Below are 15,537 nucleotides of genomic sequence, written 5' to 3'. Positions count from 1 at the left end.
TATTTTACCAACCAAAAGGATGGTTTGATAAAGAAAGTTTTGCTAGTGGATGGTAATCCCCTTTCAATCCTAATGGCTCTGCGTGACGAATGTCATAGACTATATTTATAGCGGTGCGTGCATCTTCTATTCCAAATCCATTACCAGCTAAAATGTTTTTATAACTTTCAGTGTGTAATTCAGTAAAGCCTTTGCTAAATTCAAATTCTTCTCCATCAATCTTTATTGTACGGAAAGTTCTTTTTTCACCCTCAACCGCATTCTCTGGCAGATTTTCAGCATTAATGCTTAAAAAGTAACGTATACGTGCTTTTTCAAATTCCAAATATCCTGCAGCTCTATCATGTGTGTATACATGTACAATATTCTTTTTTACATCACCAAATACCCACGATAGCATATCATAGAAATGTACCCCGATATTTGTAGCAATTCCACCACTTTTGTGCACATCACCTTTCCAACTTGTATAATACCAATTACCTCTGGAAGTAATATACGTCAAATCAACATCATAAATCTTATCTTTGGGCCCTTTATCTACTTTTTCTTTAAGTTCAATAATTGATTGATGTAGTCGTAGTTGCAATATTGTGTAAATATTGTGCCCTGTTTCCTTTTCTACTTCTTGCAAAGCATCAACATTCCAAGGATTCAGCACTAATGGTTTTTCGCATATCACATCTGCTCCTAAACGAAGTCCATAGCGCATATGCGCATCATGTAAATAGTTCGGTGTACAAATAGATACATAATCTATTTTTTTATCTGTTCCTTTTAGTTTTGTACAATGACGATCGAACAACTCCTGCTCTACAAAAAAAGAAGATTCTGGAAAAAAACTATCCATAATGCCAACACTATCAAAAGTGTCATAAGCTGCAACCAATCTATTATTTGTGTCTTTTATGGCACGTAAATGTCTAGGAGCAATGTAACCAGCGGCTCCGATTAAAGCAAAATTTTTCATTATTTTTCTATTTTCTATTTAATAGTGTATCTAGTATTATATTCCCAGAATCTCCATTTCCATATAATCCAGACTTAAAGTTTGCTTCCTTTTTGTTGATCAAAAGTTTGTATGTGTCTAAAATACACCCTGTATCACTTCCGACAAGATAGTTAAACCCATTTTCTATTAATTCTACCCATTCGGTTTCATCACGCATCGTAATACAATACTTTTTGAAGAAATAAGCTTCTTTCTGCAATCCTCCACTGTCTGTCATCACCAATGAGCAATTACTTAATAAATAGACCATATTCAAATACCCCATTGGATCAATAAAATGAATATTGCTACTATGAAAATTGTAGCCAATTTCATTTAGTTTAGCTTTTGTTCGAGGATGAATAGGTAATATTATTTCTATTTCTTTAGAAAGACTTTCCAAAGCCGAAAAAATTCCAGCTAATCTATCTTTATCATCTGTGTTTTCTGCTCTATGCACTGTACATAACACAAATTTATCTGAAATTTTTTCTGGTATTTCTCGAACTTCATTCGCATAAAAGAGTGCTGCATCTTGCATTACGTCCCCACTTTGAACTATAGTACAGTCTAAATTATTAAACCCTTCATTCTTTAAATTTTGAATTGCTTTATCCGTAGGACAGAATAATATGTCACTAATACGATCTGTTAATATGCGATTGATTTCTTCAGGCATATCCATATTGAATGAACGTAATCCTGCTTCTATGTGGGCTACTTTTATATGTAATTTCTTAGCAGCTAAAGCTCCTGCAATTGTAGAATTTGTATCTCCATATACTAAAACCCAATCAGGATTCTCCTTAATTAATATTTCTTCGATTTTCTCCAACATTTGGCCAGTCATGGCCCCATGTCCAAGTCCATTTATATCCAAATTGTAATGAGGTTTAGGAATAGACATCTCCTCAAAAAAAACATCACTCATATTAGCATCAAAGTGTTGCCCAGTATGAATAATAATCTCTTCAATGTAGCGTGATGTCGCAAAAACGCGACTAATAACAGCTGCTTTCACAAACTGCGGACGTGCTCCAATTATAGTTGCAATTTTCATGTTTCAACGTTTAACTTTATAAATATTCACCTTCCATAAGCTCAAAAGAAATTTTTTCAAATTTCCTAATCTGATTAAAGTATTGATATTGTTTTATCTTGTTCAAATCAGGGCAGAAAGACAATGGTTCACCTTTTTGAACTAGTTGATACTGTTCACATATATACTTCTTCAAATGTTGGAAATCATTATCTTTATTTATATATTCACAAGCTATTCCCAAATCCATGTCATTAATCATCTGTGATAATTCTGAATGCGCAAGTTCTCCACTTGTTATACTAATTATAGGTTTATATGAGCACAAATATTCCAAAAACTTGCCAGTTAGTATACCCTGTTCAAATTCTGTATTCCAGCTTAAAGCAACCAAAATATCACAACGCTCTTGTAAACTCTTTATCTCTTTCTTATCTAAATAGCCAACAATCTCCACACAAGATTCAATATTCTTATATGCTTTCATCTGTCTTTGTAAAACATCCGAATCATTTCCTGCATAAATGAATTTTACATAAGATGGTTCAATACAACCATCACTTATCAAAGAAGATAGAGCCTTCAACAATAGACTAACATCCCTTTTTCCATTATATAACCTACCTGTATAAGCTAATCTCAAAATACAATCAGACTTGCTTGATTTATTAATTATTAGTTCATCCTCAAAACCATTGTAAATTACGTGTGTTTTTTTTTCGCTATTCAAGGGTACCCCCACTGATCTACAAAACATATATTGTTGGCCTTTTGAAACAAAGGTGAGTGCATTTGCTTTATTATACACTCTCTTTTCTAATTTATTCAATAAGCAATTTAGAATCTTAGGAGATCCTTCACTTTGAATATTATCACGAAAATCAGCAATCCAATATTTAGCGATTCCCTTTGTATACACACAATACCCTAAATACAAAGAAGACAATGGAGCATATGAAGATATAGCAACATCATATTCCTTATTCGAAATTTTTTTTATTTTTTTTTTCGCCTGCAAATACCAGTCATATTCATATAAATAAGCAAATAAACGTTCAATTTGAATAGAAAGAAAAGATCTTTTAAGCGAATTAATAGATGTACTTTCTATTCTTTTTTTCCACTTTTCTATGAATGTACTTTGAGAGACTCTAAGAATTGTTAGGTTATCAAGTTCTTCAAAATCATGATCATCAGGCTTGTAAGTGATAACGGTAACCTCATGGCCAAATGCTTGCAAATTTTTAGCAATATTTGTGGGTCGAACTGCACCTATTACATTATGAGGATAAAATCGTTTGCTACAAATAAGTATCTTCATCTCTGCTCATTTTTTATTTGAGTATAAATCTTATCATATTCTAAAGCTACATTACGCCAATTAAACGAAGAAAAATCAGATGAAGCAATATTTTCAATAATATCATTGTAATTCTCAACAACTTGTCTAATTTTCAATGCAATATCATCAACACTATTTGGATTTGCATGATAACCAACGCTCCCTTCTTTAAAATATCCGTCTATTCCCTGCCCCTTAGAGTAAATTATGGGAAGTCCCTGTGTTAAAGCTTCGACATATACTAATCCAAAAGTTTCTTTTTTTGACATCATAATAAAAATATCATTATCAGCAAATATATTTTTTAGCTCTTCTTTTCCTTGATGATCGATTATGGTAAGGTAGGATGAAATACCTTCTATCTGTTCAATTCTTTTCGTGTAACTTTCACTACCCTTCCACCCACGTCCAACCACAGTAAATTTTATATTTAGCCCTATTTTATTTAGTGACTCAATTGCTTTGCAAACTTTGATAATATTCTTATTATTATCAAATGAACCTATAAATAATAGAGAAAAAGCCTTGTCTTCTTTTCTTTTTTTTACCATTCTGTCATAAAGCCAGAAGGCATTAACTCCATTAGGGATAACATAGCTCTTTGCAGATATTTGACCCGACAGCTTACCTGATAAAATACATTTAATGGTCTTTGTCTTATAATATGGAGATAGGAATATTATTTTTTTTGCACATTTTAAAATCTCAACACCAAGTTTTCTATATTGAATTAGATATTTAAAAAAAATGTTTATATCTGTATTTCTAACTGCAGTAATATATGGAATTTTATATTTTCCATTTAATATATATGCTACTGCTCCATCACTAAAAAGTGTATGGGCATGTATTATGTCTATTTTTTCTAACTCTATATTTTCTTCCACAAAGTGAGTGATCTTTTTTATTTTTCTCATAAAAAAAAATCTTTTCATCCAATTACTTTCACGAATGAAATACTCGAACCTGACATCACCACAAATTATATTCTCCGTTTGCTTAAAACATGGTACAATAACTTGTTGTTTATGTCCTAATTGACTTAATTGCATAAAAAAATCCTGATACAATGAATTTTTTTGCGCATCATTACATATATGTAAAATATTCATGAATTTACATTTTTTCCTTAGCCATACAATTAGTATTACACCAATACATACACCAAATTGCTATAAACAATCGTATATCTACTAAAGAACTGGATTTTAAAAGATTTAACAACGTATAAATAACAAGTGCACTAGTTACATAAGTATGTGATTGCTTCTTAGATATATAGAGCGTCTTTGAAAGAAAAAGAAAGAATAATAATACTCCTATCAATCCTAATTCTGTCCAAATTTCAAGAATAAAATTATGAGGATAAAGACGACCGTCACTTCCAGATGTTACTATACCATAACTACCAATCCCTAAGCCAAATAAAAAATTCGACGGGTTTCTTAATATATTCAAGGAACTTTCAAAATGAGTGATCCTAGCATTAGCAGACTCCCCCATATCAGAATTGCCAAAGAAACCATCTATGAGTTGTGACAACCGTCCAAAAGAACGTTCAAAAAAAACTTCAAAAAATGATTCATATCTACATAACAGAATAACTATTAGCAACAAGAATGGTAAAGAGAAAAAGAGTATGTTAGTGATTGTTTTTTTTTCTAATTTTGTTTTAATGTGTATCTTCCTTTTAAATAGGCATGGAAATAAAACACAAAACACAGCAAATAACAATGGCCCTCGAGCACCTAACATTATTAATAGAAAGAATGATAATATAGAACTAATCCTATCAACCTTTTTCCCAAATAGGTCTTTCTCTTTAGTTGTCAGAAAAACAGCACAAACACCTAATGAAATTCCTAAAATCAAGTATAATGCATTTACAGATTCGTAGTTTTCAACCCCTATTGTTTGATAAAAAAATAAAATTGGTACATAAAGCACTGTTAACGACAATGTTACAACAAAAAAACTCTTTAAAAAAAGAGAAATATTAAAATCACGTTTTACGCTAATTAGAAATACTGGTATTATATTGGTGCCAAATAGTATTGTTTTTTCCATGGAATATTCAGGGGATTGGGTATAAATTAAACTTATAAACATCCATAGCCAAAAAAGCATAAACGAAAATATTACATAATTGCGTTTATTCGACACATGAATGATTCCATTATTAGTATATAGCTCTTGTGAAAAATAAACTAAAAGAGCCAAAATTCCAGACAAAAGAGTTATATCATAAGATGGATTAATATTATAAAAAATCAAATACGCTTTTATTATTCCCGATAATAAATATATAGTTAAAAACACTTCCATTTAGGCAAAATAGTCTATGCTTTTACATTATTCGTTTTATTATTTTTGCAGGATTCCCTGCAATAACACATCCTCCTTCAGAAAAGCTCTTTGTCACAACTGAACCAGCTCCAACTATTGTATTCTTTCCTAAAACTATTCCAGGAAGAATCATAGAGTTCATCCCTATCCAACACTGTTCCCCTATAATAATTTCTTTTGCAACTCCTCTTTTATCCAATTCTTTTAGATTATGATTTTGTGTAATTAGTCCTACATTTGGAGCAATATAAGTTCCCTTCCCTATTTCTATTTTCTCACATGCTTGAAAATAATTTCCTATTGTCTGAAAATTATTTAAATCATCCGGATGAAAAAAGATATTCTGTGGAGAAACAATTAAAATATTTCTGGATGTCGGCCAAGGCACATGCCTATTAATTCCAAATATTTTTTGCCAAATAAAAGAGTGATACACCCATTTCCAACCAGAAGAATGTATTTTTTGAAAATGTTTCCCTACTAAATATTTTGAGGAATAAGCTATTCTCCCAACAGTATTTCCAAAAAGATAATATAGAAAATACTTAATGGACAGTATTGGGGATTTTAATATCTTTCTTAACAAATCAATCATATTTCGTTTAACGCTTTGCGTGCTTAAAAAAAGTCAAATCCGGAATATACTTATAAGCCAAAAACAAATATATCAATATGAAACAAAAAAAAGTAAATATTAATTCAAGCAAAGGAGATATTTCAAAAAATAAAGTAATAGAAGGGAACACAATGGATAATAAAGATATTGCAAATATCCTAAAAAAATTTTTAAATGGAATAACAAGAAAAGGCGACACGGAAAATTCTTTCCCCAATGTAAACAAATTATATGGGATAGTCCACAAGTAAATAGTAAAAACCAGAGCAAAGGCAGCCCCTGAATAGCCCCAATGTTTTACATAAAAAAAAACGAAGAACATGGTTAAAAATAATTCAATAACACTACGATACAATACCAATTTTGATTTTCCTATTGCTATAAAAATCGAGCCAAAATTTATACTCCGTATAGGTAACAGTAACAATAATATTGTAAATGGGATCAAACTATCAATATACTTATCTGTATATAATACTTTTATAAAAGATTTTCCAAAGACAAAAAGATAAACCATCAAGGGTATTAAAAATGAAGCACCAATAGATATTGACTTTTTAAACAACACTAATGCATCTTCTTTTTTGTTCTCCTTACATTGCTTGGACATATCTGCCATTATTACAACCGATATAGAACCTGTTATTATTCCAATCATTGGTATTTCACGAGCCCCATTAGCATAAATTGCATATTCTTCTGGTGTGCACAAAATGGAAACAATCAAATTAGACAACTGTAATGTTAGAGTTCCTAATATAGAAGCCAATCCTAAAGGTATTGAAAATTTAAGAATTCTCCACATTGAAGAACTATTAGGCAATCTCCAATTTCCTAATACATACCTAAACGAAAAATATAATGCAATAGGAAAGAAAAGTATAGGTACAATTATTCGTGTAAGAATAGGGGCTTGATAATCTTTTGCATAAATAGTTGCGAAGATTACACTACACATTAATGCAATACCTGTAAAAACGTTATATTTTGCATTTAATTGTACCTTATCTTTTATTACCAATATAGGAGAAAGTATTAAAACAGGAAAAGTATATAATGGATAAAAACTTAGCCATTTTAATGTATGAAGCAAATTGGGGTTATCAAAACGTTTTGCTAATAATTCAGTTCCTCCAAGAATTAGAAATGAAGAAAAAATTAAGCTGGAAAAAAAAAGTAATGCCATGTTATCAATGACAATACCTTTTGAGTCATTACCAGCAGAAGGCAAAAAATAATATAATGCAGAAGGCAATCCCAAAGTCAAGACTGGTACAAGAAAATCGTATGCCAAAAACGTCTGTAAATAAGTAGCATAATCAGCAACAGATAAGTATCTAGCAAAAACCATTGCAGAGACCACTGTTATTAATGTAACGATTCCTTGAGCTAAAGATAATGATATTACTTTTGAACTTCGAGATGCCATTTTTCTATTGCTATCAAATTCTGATTACAAGCTCCAATACTTCAACCCATGAATCTTCCCTCTATACATCCCCTTAATATCAACTAGCACTGCATTATCATATGTCAATCCTTTAAAATACTTCTCATCCAAATTCACATATTCATCATGTGCCACAGCAACAATCACTGCATCATAATTATCACGGGGTCTTTCTACCAATCTAAATCCATATTCGTGAAGCACCTCATCGCTATCTGCATACGGGTCGACTACGTCAACATCACACCCATAGTCTTTTAATTCATTGATTATATCAATAACTTTAGAATTACGGATATCTGCGACATTTTCTTTAAATGTCATTCCCATCACAAGAATACGTGAGCCAAGAATGCCTTTGCCTAAAGAAATAAGCCTCTTGACTAACTTCTTAGCCACATAACCACCCATAGAATCATTAATGAATCGTCCTGAGCTTATGATTTGTGGATGATACTTCATTTCATTGGCTTTATGCACTAAATAATAAGGATCAACACCAATACAATGTCCTCCTACTAAACCTGGGTAGAATTTCAGGAAGTTCCATTTTGTCCCAGCTGCCTCTAACACATCAAAAGTATTAATTCCAATACGGCTGAAAATGATAGATAATTCATTCATCAAAGCTATATTGACATCCCGCTGAGTATTTTCTACAATTTTTGCAGCTTCGGCTACCTTAACATTAGGTGCGCGATGAACTCCTGGTTTTACAACCAACTCATATACTTTTGCTACAACATCCAATGCTTCAGGATCATTTCCTGATACAATTTTTATAGTGTTGGGAAGTGTATGTACTTTCTCTCCCGGATTTATTCTTTCTGGAGAATATCCATATTTAAAGTCAACACCGGCTTTCAAACCACTAATGTCTTCCAACACAGGTAAACAATCTTCTTCTGTACAACCAGGATATACAGTTGATTCGTACACAACATAATCCCCGACCTTTAAAGCTTGTCCGACTGAACGGGATGCACCAATAAGAGGTTTAAGATCAGGCTGATTGTATTTGTCTATGGGAGTAGGAACAGCAACAATAAAGAAAGAAGCTTCTTTAAGTTTATCAATCGATGATGTGAATTCTATATCTACATTTTCAAATGCAGAACTTTCTAGTTCACCACATGGGTCAATCCCTTCACGCATTTTTGCTAAGCGAGATTCATTGATATCAAAACCAATTACAGATATTTTTTTTGCAAATTCCAATGCAATAGGTAAGCCTACATATCCTAGCCCGATTAATGCTAACTTAGCTTCTTTGTTTACTAATTTATTATACATGACTGTGTTTTATTATTTTTTTGTTACAATGTTATCTTTTAAAATATAGGTTACATTTCCTTCGGGACAAACAGCTTCTCCCTCTGTGTTGAATATCAACCGATGTCCATATTCACTCATCCACCCTATTTGCCGGGCAGGATTACCTACAACTAGAGCATAAGCAGGAATGTTTTTTGTAACAACAGCTCCTGCACCAATAAAAGCATATTCACCAATATCATGTCCACAAACAATAGTTGCATTAGCGCCAATAGTTGCACCTTTGCCCACATGGGTTTTTGCATATTCTGCTTTTCGATTTATAGCACTACGAGGATTTGTTACATTTGTAAATACACAGGAGGGTCCCAGAAACACGTCATCACCACAAGTAACACCAGTATATACAGACACATTGTTTTGTACTTTTACATTGTTCCCTAATATTACTTGAGGAGAAATAACTACATTTTGGCCAATGTTACATTTATCGCCTATGACACATTCAGCCATTATATGGCTGTAATGCCATATATTTGTTCCTGCACCTATTTGAGCTCCTTCATCAATAGTTGCAGTTTTGTGAGCAAAGTATTTTTGCATACTTATTTAAAGAAATCTTTAATTCGTGATATAATATAATCTTGTTCGACTTGAGTTATTTCAGTATGTATAGGAAGTGAAAGCACTGAGTTTGCCAAAGTTTCAGCATTCTTCAATTCTTCACCTGTTCTGGTAATATCTTTGAAAGCTTCTTGTTGTTGTAATGGAAGAGGATAATAAATCATAGAGGGTATACCCACTTGTGCTAGGAAGTCTTTCAATGTATCTCGTTCTCCATTATGCACTTTTAATGTATATTGATGAAATACATGTGTACTATTAGATATTTGCATCGGAACAGTTAACCCTTTAACCTCTTGCAATTTTTGTGAATAATAAGCTGCTGCAATTTTACGCGCCTGACAATATTCATCCAAATGCTTTAACTTTACATCCAATACAGCAGCCTGCATAGTATCCAAGCGAGAGTTACAACCTATAACTTTATGATGATACTTTACTTGTTGTCCATGGTTAGCTATCATCTGTATGGATTTAGCCAGATTTTCATCATTTGTTAATACTGCTCCGCCATCACCATAACATCCTAAATTCTTTGATGGGAAAAAGGAAGTGCACCCTATATGTCCAATAGTTCCAGTATGTTTTTTTGTGCCATTTGAAAAAGAATAGACTGCGCCTAAGGCTTGTGCATTATCTTCAATCACATAAAGATTATATTTTTCTGCAAGCTGCATGATAGGTTCCATATCACAAGACTGACCAAAAAGATGTACAGGTATAATAGCTTTAGTTTTAGTACTTAACGCTTTTATTATATTAGATTCTGTTATATTAAACGACTCATAATCAACATCAACCATTACTGGTATTAATCCTAATAGTCCTATTACCTCAGCAGAAGCTACATAAGTAAATGCTGGTACTATCACTTCATCTCCAGGTTTTAGTCCTAAGGCCATGAGAGCAATTTGCAATGCATCAGTACCATTTGCACAAGGTATTACATATTTTGCATCACAATATTCAGCTAAATGTGTAGCAAATTCTTTCACTTTAGGACCATTGATAAAAGAAGTGGTTTCGATCACTTCTTGAATACCCGAATTGATCTCATCTTTTATTTTCAGATATTGACCATATAGGTCGACCATTTGAATTTTCATAACTTATGTTGATGTTTTTTTGACTATTTTCCCCTATCAAATCCACCCCATTCTCCCCCCAATCTCCTCCAAACAAGCCACCTTCATCCCCTGCCTCTTCTCAATCACCTCAATAAACGTGCTTGCCTCCGACAACGAATCAAACGTTCCTGTATCCAACCACGCGAACCCGCGGCCAAACAACTTAACGCACAATTCTTTATCATCAAGAAACTGTTGATTTACTGTAGTTATCTCCAGTTCCCCTCTTGCCGAAGGTTTAACCCCTTTAGTAATCTCAACAACCTTATTCGGATAAAAGTATAACCCTGTCACGGCATAATTCGATCTGGGTTTCTGGGGTTTTTCTTCAATTGCTAGTGCGTTTCCTTCTGAATCGAACTCAACAACACCATACCGTTCCGGATCATTTACCCAATATCCAAACACGGTTGCCTTTTTTTCTTCTTCAACTATGCGGACAGCATCTCTTAACATTGCAGTAAATCCCTGTCCGTAAAATATATTATCTCCAAGTATCAGACATACAGAATCATCTCCGATAAACTCTTCGCCAATAATAAATGCTTGTGCTAATCCATCCGGACTAGGTTGTTCTGCATATTGGAAGTTCACTCCAAAATCGGAACCATCGCCTAACAATCTTCTGAAACCAGGTAGATCAATAGGAGTAGAAATTATTAAGATATCCCGAATACCAGCCAACATAAGCACAGAGATGGGATAATAAATCATAGGCTTGTTGTAAACAGGAAGTAGCTGCTTGCTCACAGCCTTAGTAATTGGATGTAAACGAGTACCCGATCCGCCAGCTAATACAATACCCTTCATGTTTACGATTAAACGATTTACGATTTACGATTGGAAATACAAATCTCATTATACTCCCCCATCGCCCCCTTCTCATCCTCTGTCAACTCTCGTCCTCCCCAGCTCATAATCACAGTTTTTGCATCATCCAATAAGCTATCCTCGTATACCTCGCCATAGCAAATCAGTAGTAACCGACATTTCAATACCGAATTATTTAATACATCAAGAATCACAAAAATCCGGTCTAATAATGCTTGCTTTTTTTCCTCCTTATCTCCATTATTATAAATGCTAGCATTGAATCCCATCAACAAAGCCAAACAAAGTTCTCCTTCTTCTTCTGGTGTATCGCCTTTTGTAATATACAAGCTCTCGGCTTGTTGAAGTACTTCGGTATTCAACCTTGAAAATTCATCGCTGTAAACAGGACTACCATCTTCACCTAAATGCAACAGACGGTAAGCTGATTGATAAAGTTCTGTGACTTTATTCATAGATTATTTGTTTTGGAAATAGAGATTTATAATAGTCGCAAATAACTCTTTGGTATCTTCACACTTACAGAGAGTACCTGAGGTATCCGAATCATCACATATGCATGATTTGCCAAAGCTGCAAATTCACCCTCAACTCCACACAGATTACCTTTTACAACCTGTACTTTTACTCCAGGTTTCAGGTCGCTATCATCAAAAGTTACTTTGTCGGGCGCCAGATCCATTACAAACATAAAATCTTCCATCTGTTTGTTTGGAACTACAAGCGTTTGATGTGAGATATAATCGCGGATGTAGAAGATCTGAAGGCCATATTCATTGGGCAATGCCATTGCCTTCTCTTTGGTGGCTTTAATAAATACCATGTTACGAATGAGAGGAACTTCTACCCGTTTTTTTCGATACTTTAATTGCCTTATTACTGTATGAGTGGGAATAAAATGTTCAATTCCAAATTTTTCTAACGATTCGCGAATTGTTAATTCCTGATCTTTTCTTGTTCTTGCAACAAACCAAAACTCTTGTACGTCAGACATTTAGTAACTTGTATTCTCGAATCTTTATTTGCTTTCAGGAACGCTTCGCGTTTTGGACGAGACATAATACCTCTACCAAAACGTAAATTTATTAGAATCTTAATATTAAACTAATCGGATGTTAGTAGCTCAAAGCCAATCAAAAAACGTTCGTTTAATGCCGCAAAGTTAATGTCTTTATATGAATACACAAAGAAAAGCGATTTATTTTTTCAAAGGTACACATAACCCACTAGATGCTAAAGAATTGAGTAGACCGTCTCTCTACAATTGGATATATCTCCTGAAATTTTAAAATATGAGTTCATTAAACGAACGTCTTTTGACACTCCCAATATCCAAATTCTCCCAATATTCATATGTTAATATCCAATTCAGTGGTTACCACCACACCCCTCAATGGTTACCACCATAAACACCCGTGGTAACCACCAAAAGGCATGATGGTAACCACCGACACTTACCGTGGTAACCACTAATTTTGCCATAAGGGTACAAAAAAAGGCACAGATGGAAGCCTTTACTTCTCATCTATGCCTCTTTAAGGACAACTATTATACTGTTATGCAGTAGGATCTATCCATCCTCCGCTACCACCATCATCGCCAGAATCGCTGTCTTCATTCTTTTTTGTGGAAGTTACTCCGGTTGATGCGCGGGTAATTGCTACATCTTTAAGGAAGTTCTTCAACATTTTGCCTGGCACAAAGTTTACTTTCTTACGGTAAATGGCATGGGCATTGGCTGCCTCTTCACTATCTTGTGCTTTGGTACGCAAACCGGGACGCAGAATACCGAATTCGCCCAACTGTACACTGTGACCCATATCGAGGTTGTTTACCATTACATCGAGCAAGCCTCCAACTACCTGACTCACTGTTCCGCGGTGGGCACCACAAATCTGGCATACCTGGTTACACACTTTGTCGAAAGTTAGCATTTCGCCTGTTACTGCTTTTACTACATACTTCTCGGTTTTTGTTTCATCGAAACCGAATGATTGTTTTACTACTTTATAAGGAATACTCATAATTAAATTGTTTTTGTGAACTTTGCGACTGAAAGAATCTTGTAGGCCGGCCGTGCTTTCCTCGATAAATGCATTCGCTCCATTCGGGTTAAAATTTGAATTAATAAATTGCTTTTGCGTTAACGCTCTGCAAACATAAATACTCCAAAATTGGCGAATGCACTGAAAGTAGCTAGATGGACACAAACGGATACCAATGGATACCAACGGATATAGAAGGCCTCGTTTTTGATTTAACACGAAACCTTTGCTAAAACCATATTTATTTCCGTATATTTGCAAACAGATGCACTATCCTATGCAAACAAATACGGTAACCTAATAATTACGTTTCATTCGCTCAACCTTTCGTCCGAACAAAGAAACTCCCACATTTAATGTAGATGAAATTTTAACAAGTATGATAAAAGCACTCTTTTTTGATATTGACGGTACCCTGGTATCCTTCAACACACACAAAGTCCCCGCCTCAACAATTGATGCGATAGCTAAGGTAAAAGAAAAAGGAATTAAAGTATTCATTGCTACCGGACGCCCCAAGGCCATCATTAACAACCTTGGCAATCTGGAGTTCGATGGATATATCACCATGAACGGATCAATCTGTTTTGCCGGCAAAGATGAAGTTATCTATAAAAACAGTATTCCGGCCGAGGATGTACAAACATTGACCAACATCATCCGGAAGAAAACAATAACAAGCACCTTTGTTACCGAAAAGAAAATGTATATTGTTAATCCTAATTGGATGTCGGACGAGTTTTCGACCCTGCTCAATGTACACTCTTTACCACAAATAGACCCAGAAGATATTCCTGGAAAAGAAATATTTCAGGTGTCGCCCTTTATAACTCCGGCACAGGAAGTTAAGTTAATGCCTCAAATACCTCATTGCGAATCAGGGCGCTGGCACACCTCATTTACAGATATTGTAGCAGTAGGAAGTGGTAAAAACAACGGTATTGATGCCATTATCAACCACTTTGGCATTGCCTTGGAAGATACAATGGCTTTTGGCGATGGCGGTAACGACATCAGTATGCTAAAACATGCAGCAATAGGAGTAGCCATGGGAAATGCTAACGACAACGTTAAACAAGTAGCAGATTATGTTACCGATACAGTTGATAATGATGGCATACTGAAAGCGCTGGAGCACTTCGGGATAATAGAAAAGTGAAAACGTGAAAATTTTCATATAATTTGCACTCATGGAGATAGAATTGATACGTAGTAAAATATACGAAATTAGAGGCTACAAAGTAATGCTTGACTTTGATTTGGCCCAAATATATGGTACTGAAACCAAAGTATTAAAACAATCAGTAAGACGTAATATACGACGGTTCCCCGAAGATTTTATGTTTGAGTTAACTCACGATGAGTTTAATTCTTTGAGGTCACAGATTGTGACCTCAAACTCAAGAGGAGGTATACGCTATATGCCTTTTGCCTTTACTGAACAAGGAGTAGCCATGCTTTCTACAGTACTAAACAGTGAAGCTGCCATTGAAATTAATATTGGGATTATGCGTACTTTCATAGCTGTGCGTCAAATGACATCAACTTCACCTCATAATGAAATAGGGCTAATCAAACAAGAAATCAAAAGATTAGAAGAATATATAGAAGAGGTCTTTACTGATTACAACGATATGCATGAAGATACACGAATGCAACTTGAAAATATTAATGAAACATTAGCAGAATTACAAGTACAGAATAAACGACTAAACAAACCACGCACAGAAATAAAAGGGTTTAGAAAATAAGATATCCATGTTTTTTTAAATCCGTGCAATTCTGCGTAATCCGTGTCTAATCTAAAAAGAATTAACTCCATGTCCTCTTTTCATTTTTATCACCTATATT

At 34.1% G+C, this 15,537-nt stretch carries 15 protein-coding genes and 1 pseudogene; 2 read left to right on the top strand and 14 right to left on the bottom strand.

The genetic code is table 11. From position 1 onward, the window contains the following. Positions 1-4: 4 nt before the first annotated feature. The 14 genes and pseudogenes from D0T85_RS12735 to D0T85_RS12670 form a co-directional block, all read right to left on the bottom strand. Positions 5-970 (bottom strand): Gfo/Idh/MocA family protein, encoded by a 966-nt coding sequence (locus tag D0T85_RS12735; protein ID WP_163213803.1) that lies wholly within the window; start codon positions 968-970, stop codon positions 5-7. Positions 971-977: 7 nt separating this feature from the next. Further along, positions 978-2,051 carry a non-hydrolyzing UDP-N-acetylglucosamine 2-epimerase gene (gene wecB / locus D0T85_RS12730; protein ID WP_163213801.1) on the bottom strand — a complete coding sequence of 358 codons (1,074 nt, stop codon included), beginning with the start codon at positions 2,049-2,051 and terminating at the stop codon, positions 978-980. A gap of 16 nt (positions 2,052-2,067) precedes the next feature. Then, positions 2,068-3,351: a glycosyltransferase gene (locus tag D0T85_RS12725; protein WP_163213799.1), complete on the bottom strand. Its 1,284-nt coding sequence runs from the start codon at positions 3,349-3,351 to the stop codon at positions 2,068-2,070. Continuing rightward, complete coding sequence (locus D0T85_RS12720) at positions 3,348-4,424, bottom strand: glycosyltransferase family 4 protein (protein WP_239060719.1); 1,077 nt, start codon at positions 4,422-4,424, stop codon at positions 3,348-3,350. The genes D0T85_RS12725 and D0T85_RS12720 overlap by 4 nt, the downstream gene beginning before the upstream one ends. A gap of 64 nt (positions 4,425-4,488) precedes the next feature. Continuing rightward, a complete protein-coding gene (locus D0T85_RS12715) occupies positions 4,489-5,697 on the bottom strand; it encodes an O-antigen ligase (protein WP_163213795.1) in 1,209 nt (402 codons plus the stop codon). A 22-nt stretch (positions 5,698-5,719) separates the two neighbouring features. After that, positions 5,720-6,313 carry an acyltransferase gene (locus tag D0T85_RS12710; protein WP_163213793.1) on the bottom strand — a complete coding sequence of 198 codons (594 nt, stop codon included), beginning with the start codon at positions 6,311-6,313 and terminating at the stop codon, positions 5,720-5,722. A gap of 7 nt (positions 6,314-6,320) precedes the next feature. After that, positions 6,321-7,763 (bottom strand): lipopolysaccharide biosynthesis protein, encoded by a 1,443-nt coding sequence (locus D0T85_RS12705; RefSeq protein ID WP_163213791.1) that lies wholly within the window; start codon positions 7,761-7,763, stop codon positions 6,321-6,323. A gap of 24 nt (positions 7,764-7,787) precedes the next feature. Next, the gene (locus D0T85_RS12700; RefSeq protein WP_163213789.1) at positions 7,788-9,077 is read right to left on the bottom strand and encodes a nucleotide sugar dehydrogenase; all 1,290 of its coding nucleotides are present in this window, start codon (positions 9,075-9,077) and stop codon (positions 7,788-7,790) included. Between the two features lie 12 nt (positions 9,078-9,089). Beyond that, positions 9,090-9,662, bottom strand: a complete 573-nt coding sequence (locus D0T85_RS12695) for an acyltransferase (RefSeq protein ID WP_163213780.1) — start codon at positions 9,660-9,662, stop codon at positions 9,090-9,092. 2 nt (positions 9,663-9,664) lie between these two features. Beyond that, positions 9,665-10,789: a DegT/DnrJ/EryC1/StrS aminotransferase family protein gene (locus D0T85_RS12690; protein ID WP_163213778.1), complete on the bottom strand. Its 1,125-nt coding sequence runs from the start codon at positions 10,787-10,789 to the stop codon at positions 9,665-9,667. Between the two features lie 39 nt (positions 10,790-10,828). After that, positions 10,829-11,620, bottom strand: a pseudogene (gene rfbA, locus D0T85_RS12685) (glucose-1-phosphate thymidylyltransferase RfbA); the annotation flags it as partial. Positions 11,621-11,637: 17 nt separating this feature from the next. Then, the gene (locus D0T85_RS12680; protein ID WP_163213776.1) at positions 11,638-12,096 is read right to left on the bottom strand and encodes a UpxZ family transcription anti-terminator antagonist; all 459 of its coding nucleotides are present in this window, start codon (positions 12,094-12,096) and stop codon (positions 11,638-11,640) included. A gap of 26 nt (positions 12,097-12,122) precedes the next feature. Continuing rightward, on the bottom strand, positions 12,123-12,635 hold the full coding sequence (locus D0T85_RS12675; protein WP_163213774.1) for a UpxY family transcription antiterminator: 513 nt from the start codon (positions 12,633-12,635) through the stop codon (positions 12,123-12,125). Between the two features lie 562 nt (positions 12,636-13,197). After that, the gene (locus tag D0T85_RS12670; protein WP_163213772.1) at positions 13,198-13,665 is read right to left on the bottom strand and encodes a DNA-binding protein; all 468 of its coding nucleotides are present in this window, start codon (positions 13,663-13,665) and stop codon (positions 13,198-13,200) included. Positions 13,666-14,065: 400 nt separating this feature from the next. On the opposite strand from D0T85_RS12670, the gene D0T85_RS12665 reads away from it, so the two are divergent. After that, the gene (locus D0T85_RS12665) at positions 14,066-14,845 is read left to right on the top strand and encodes a Cof-type HAD-IIB family hydrolase (RefSeq protein ID WP_163213770.1); all 780 of its coding nucleotides are present in this window, start codon (positions 14,066-14,068) and stop codon (positions 14,843-14,845) included. A 31-nt stretch (positions 14,846-14,876) separates the two neighbouring features. After that, positions 14,877-15,437 (top strand): ORF6N domain-containing protein, encoded by a 561-nt coding sequence (locus tag D0T85_RS12660; RefSeq protein ID WP_163213768.1) that lies wholly within the window; start codon positions 14,877-14,879, stop codon positions 15,435-15,437. The last annotated feature ends 100 nt before the right edge of the window (positions 15,438-15,537 follow it).

Origin of the sequence: Bacteroides sp. 519 (assembly GCF_010500955.1) — a bacterium.
GTDB lineage: Bacteria > Bacteroidota > Bacteroidia > Bacteroidales > Bacteroidaceae > Bacteroides.
This window is presented reverse-complemented; position numbering and strand designations above follow the sequence as displayed.

Bases quoted from the DNA above. Each gene is read 5' to 3' on its own strand.
- D0T85_RS12735 (WP_163213803.1), bottom strand. From the start codon at position 970: ATGAAAAATTTTGCTTTAATCGGAGCCGCTGGTTACATTGCTCCTAGA.
- wecB (WP_163213801.1), bottom strand. From the start codon at position 2,051: ATGAAAATTGCAACTATAATTGGAGCACGTCCGCAGTTTGTGAAAGCA.
- D0T85_RS12725 (WP_163213799.1), bottom strand. From the start codon at position 3,351: ATGAAGATACTTATTTGTAGCAAACGATTTTATCCTCATAATGTAATA.
- D0T85_RS12720 (WP_239060719.1), bottom strand. From the start codon at position 4,424: ATGCAATTAAGTCAATTAGGACATAAACAACAAGTTATTGTACCATGT.
- D0T85_RS12715 (WP_163213795.1), bottom strand. From the start codon at position 5,697: ATGGAAGTGTTTTTAACTATATATTTATTATCGGGAATAATAAAAGCG.
- D0T85_RS12710 (WP_163213793.1), bottom strand. From the start codon at position 6,313: ATGATTGATTTGTTAAGAAAGATATTAAAATCCCCAATACTGTCCATT.
- D0T85_RS12705 (WP_163213791.1), bottom strand. From the start codon at position 7,763: ATGGCATCTCGAAGTTCAAAAGTAATATCATTATCTTTAGCTCAAGGA.
- D0T85_RS12700 (WP_163213789.1), bottom strand. From the start codon at position 9,077: ATGTATAATAAATTAGTAAACAAAGAAGCTAAGTTAGCATTAATCGGG.
- D0T85_RS12695 (WP_163213780.1), bottom strand. From the start codon at position 9,662: ATGCAAAAATACTTTGCTCACAAAACTGCAACTATTGATGAAGGAGCT.
- D0T85_RS12690 (WP_163213778.1), bottom strand. From the start codon at position 10,789: ATGAAAATTCAAATGGTCGACCTATATGGTCAATATCTGAAAATAAAA.
- D0T85_RS12680 (WP_163213776.1), bottom strand. From the start codon at position 12,096: ATGAATAAAGTCACAGAACTTTATCAATCAGCTTACCGTCTGTTGCAT.
- D0T85_RS12675 (WP_163213774.1), bottom strand. From the start codon at position 12,635: ATGTCTGACGTACAAGAGTTTTGGTTTGTTGCAAGAACAAGAAAAGAT.
- D0T85_RS12670 (WP_163213772.1), bottom strand. From the start codon at position 13,665: ATGAGTATTCCTTATAAAGTAGTAAAACAATCATTCGGTTTCGATGAA.
- D0T85_RS12665 (WP_163213770.1), top strand. From the start codon at position 14,066: ATGATAAAAGCACTCTTTTTTGATATTGACGGTACCCTGGTATCCTTC.
- D0T85_RS12660 (WP_163213768.1), top strand. From the start codon at position 14,877: ATGGAGATAGAATTGATACGTAGTAAAATATACGAAATTAGAGGCTAC.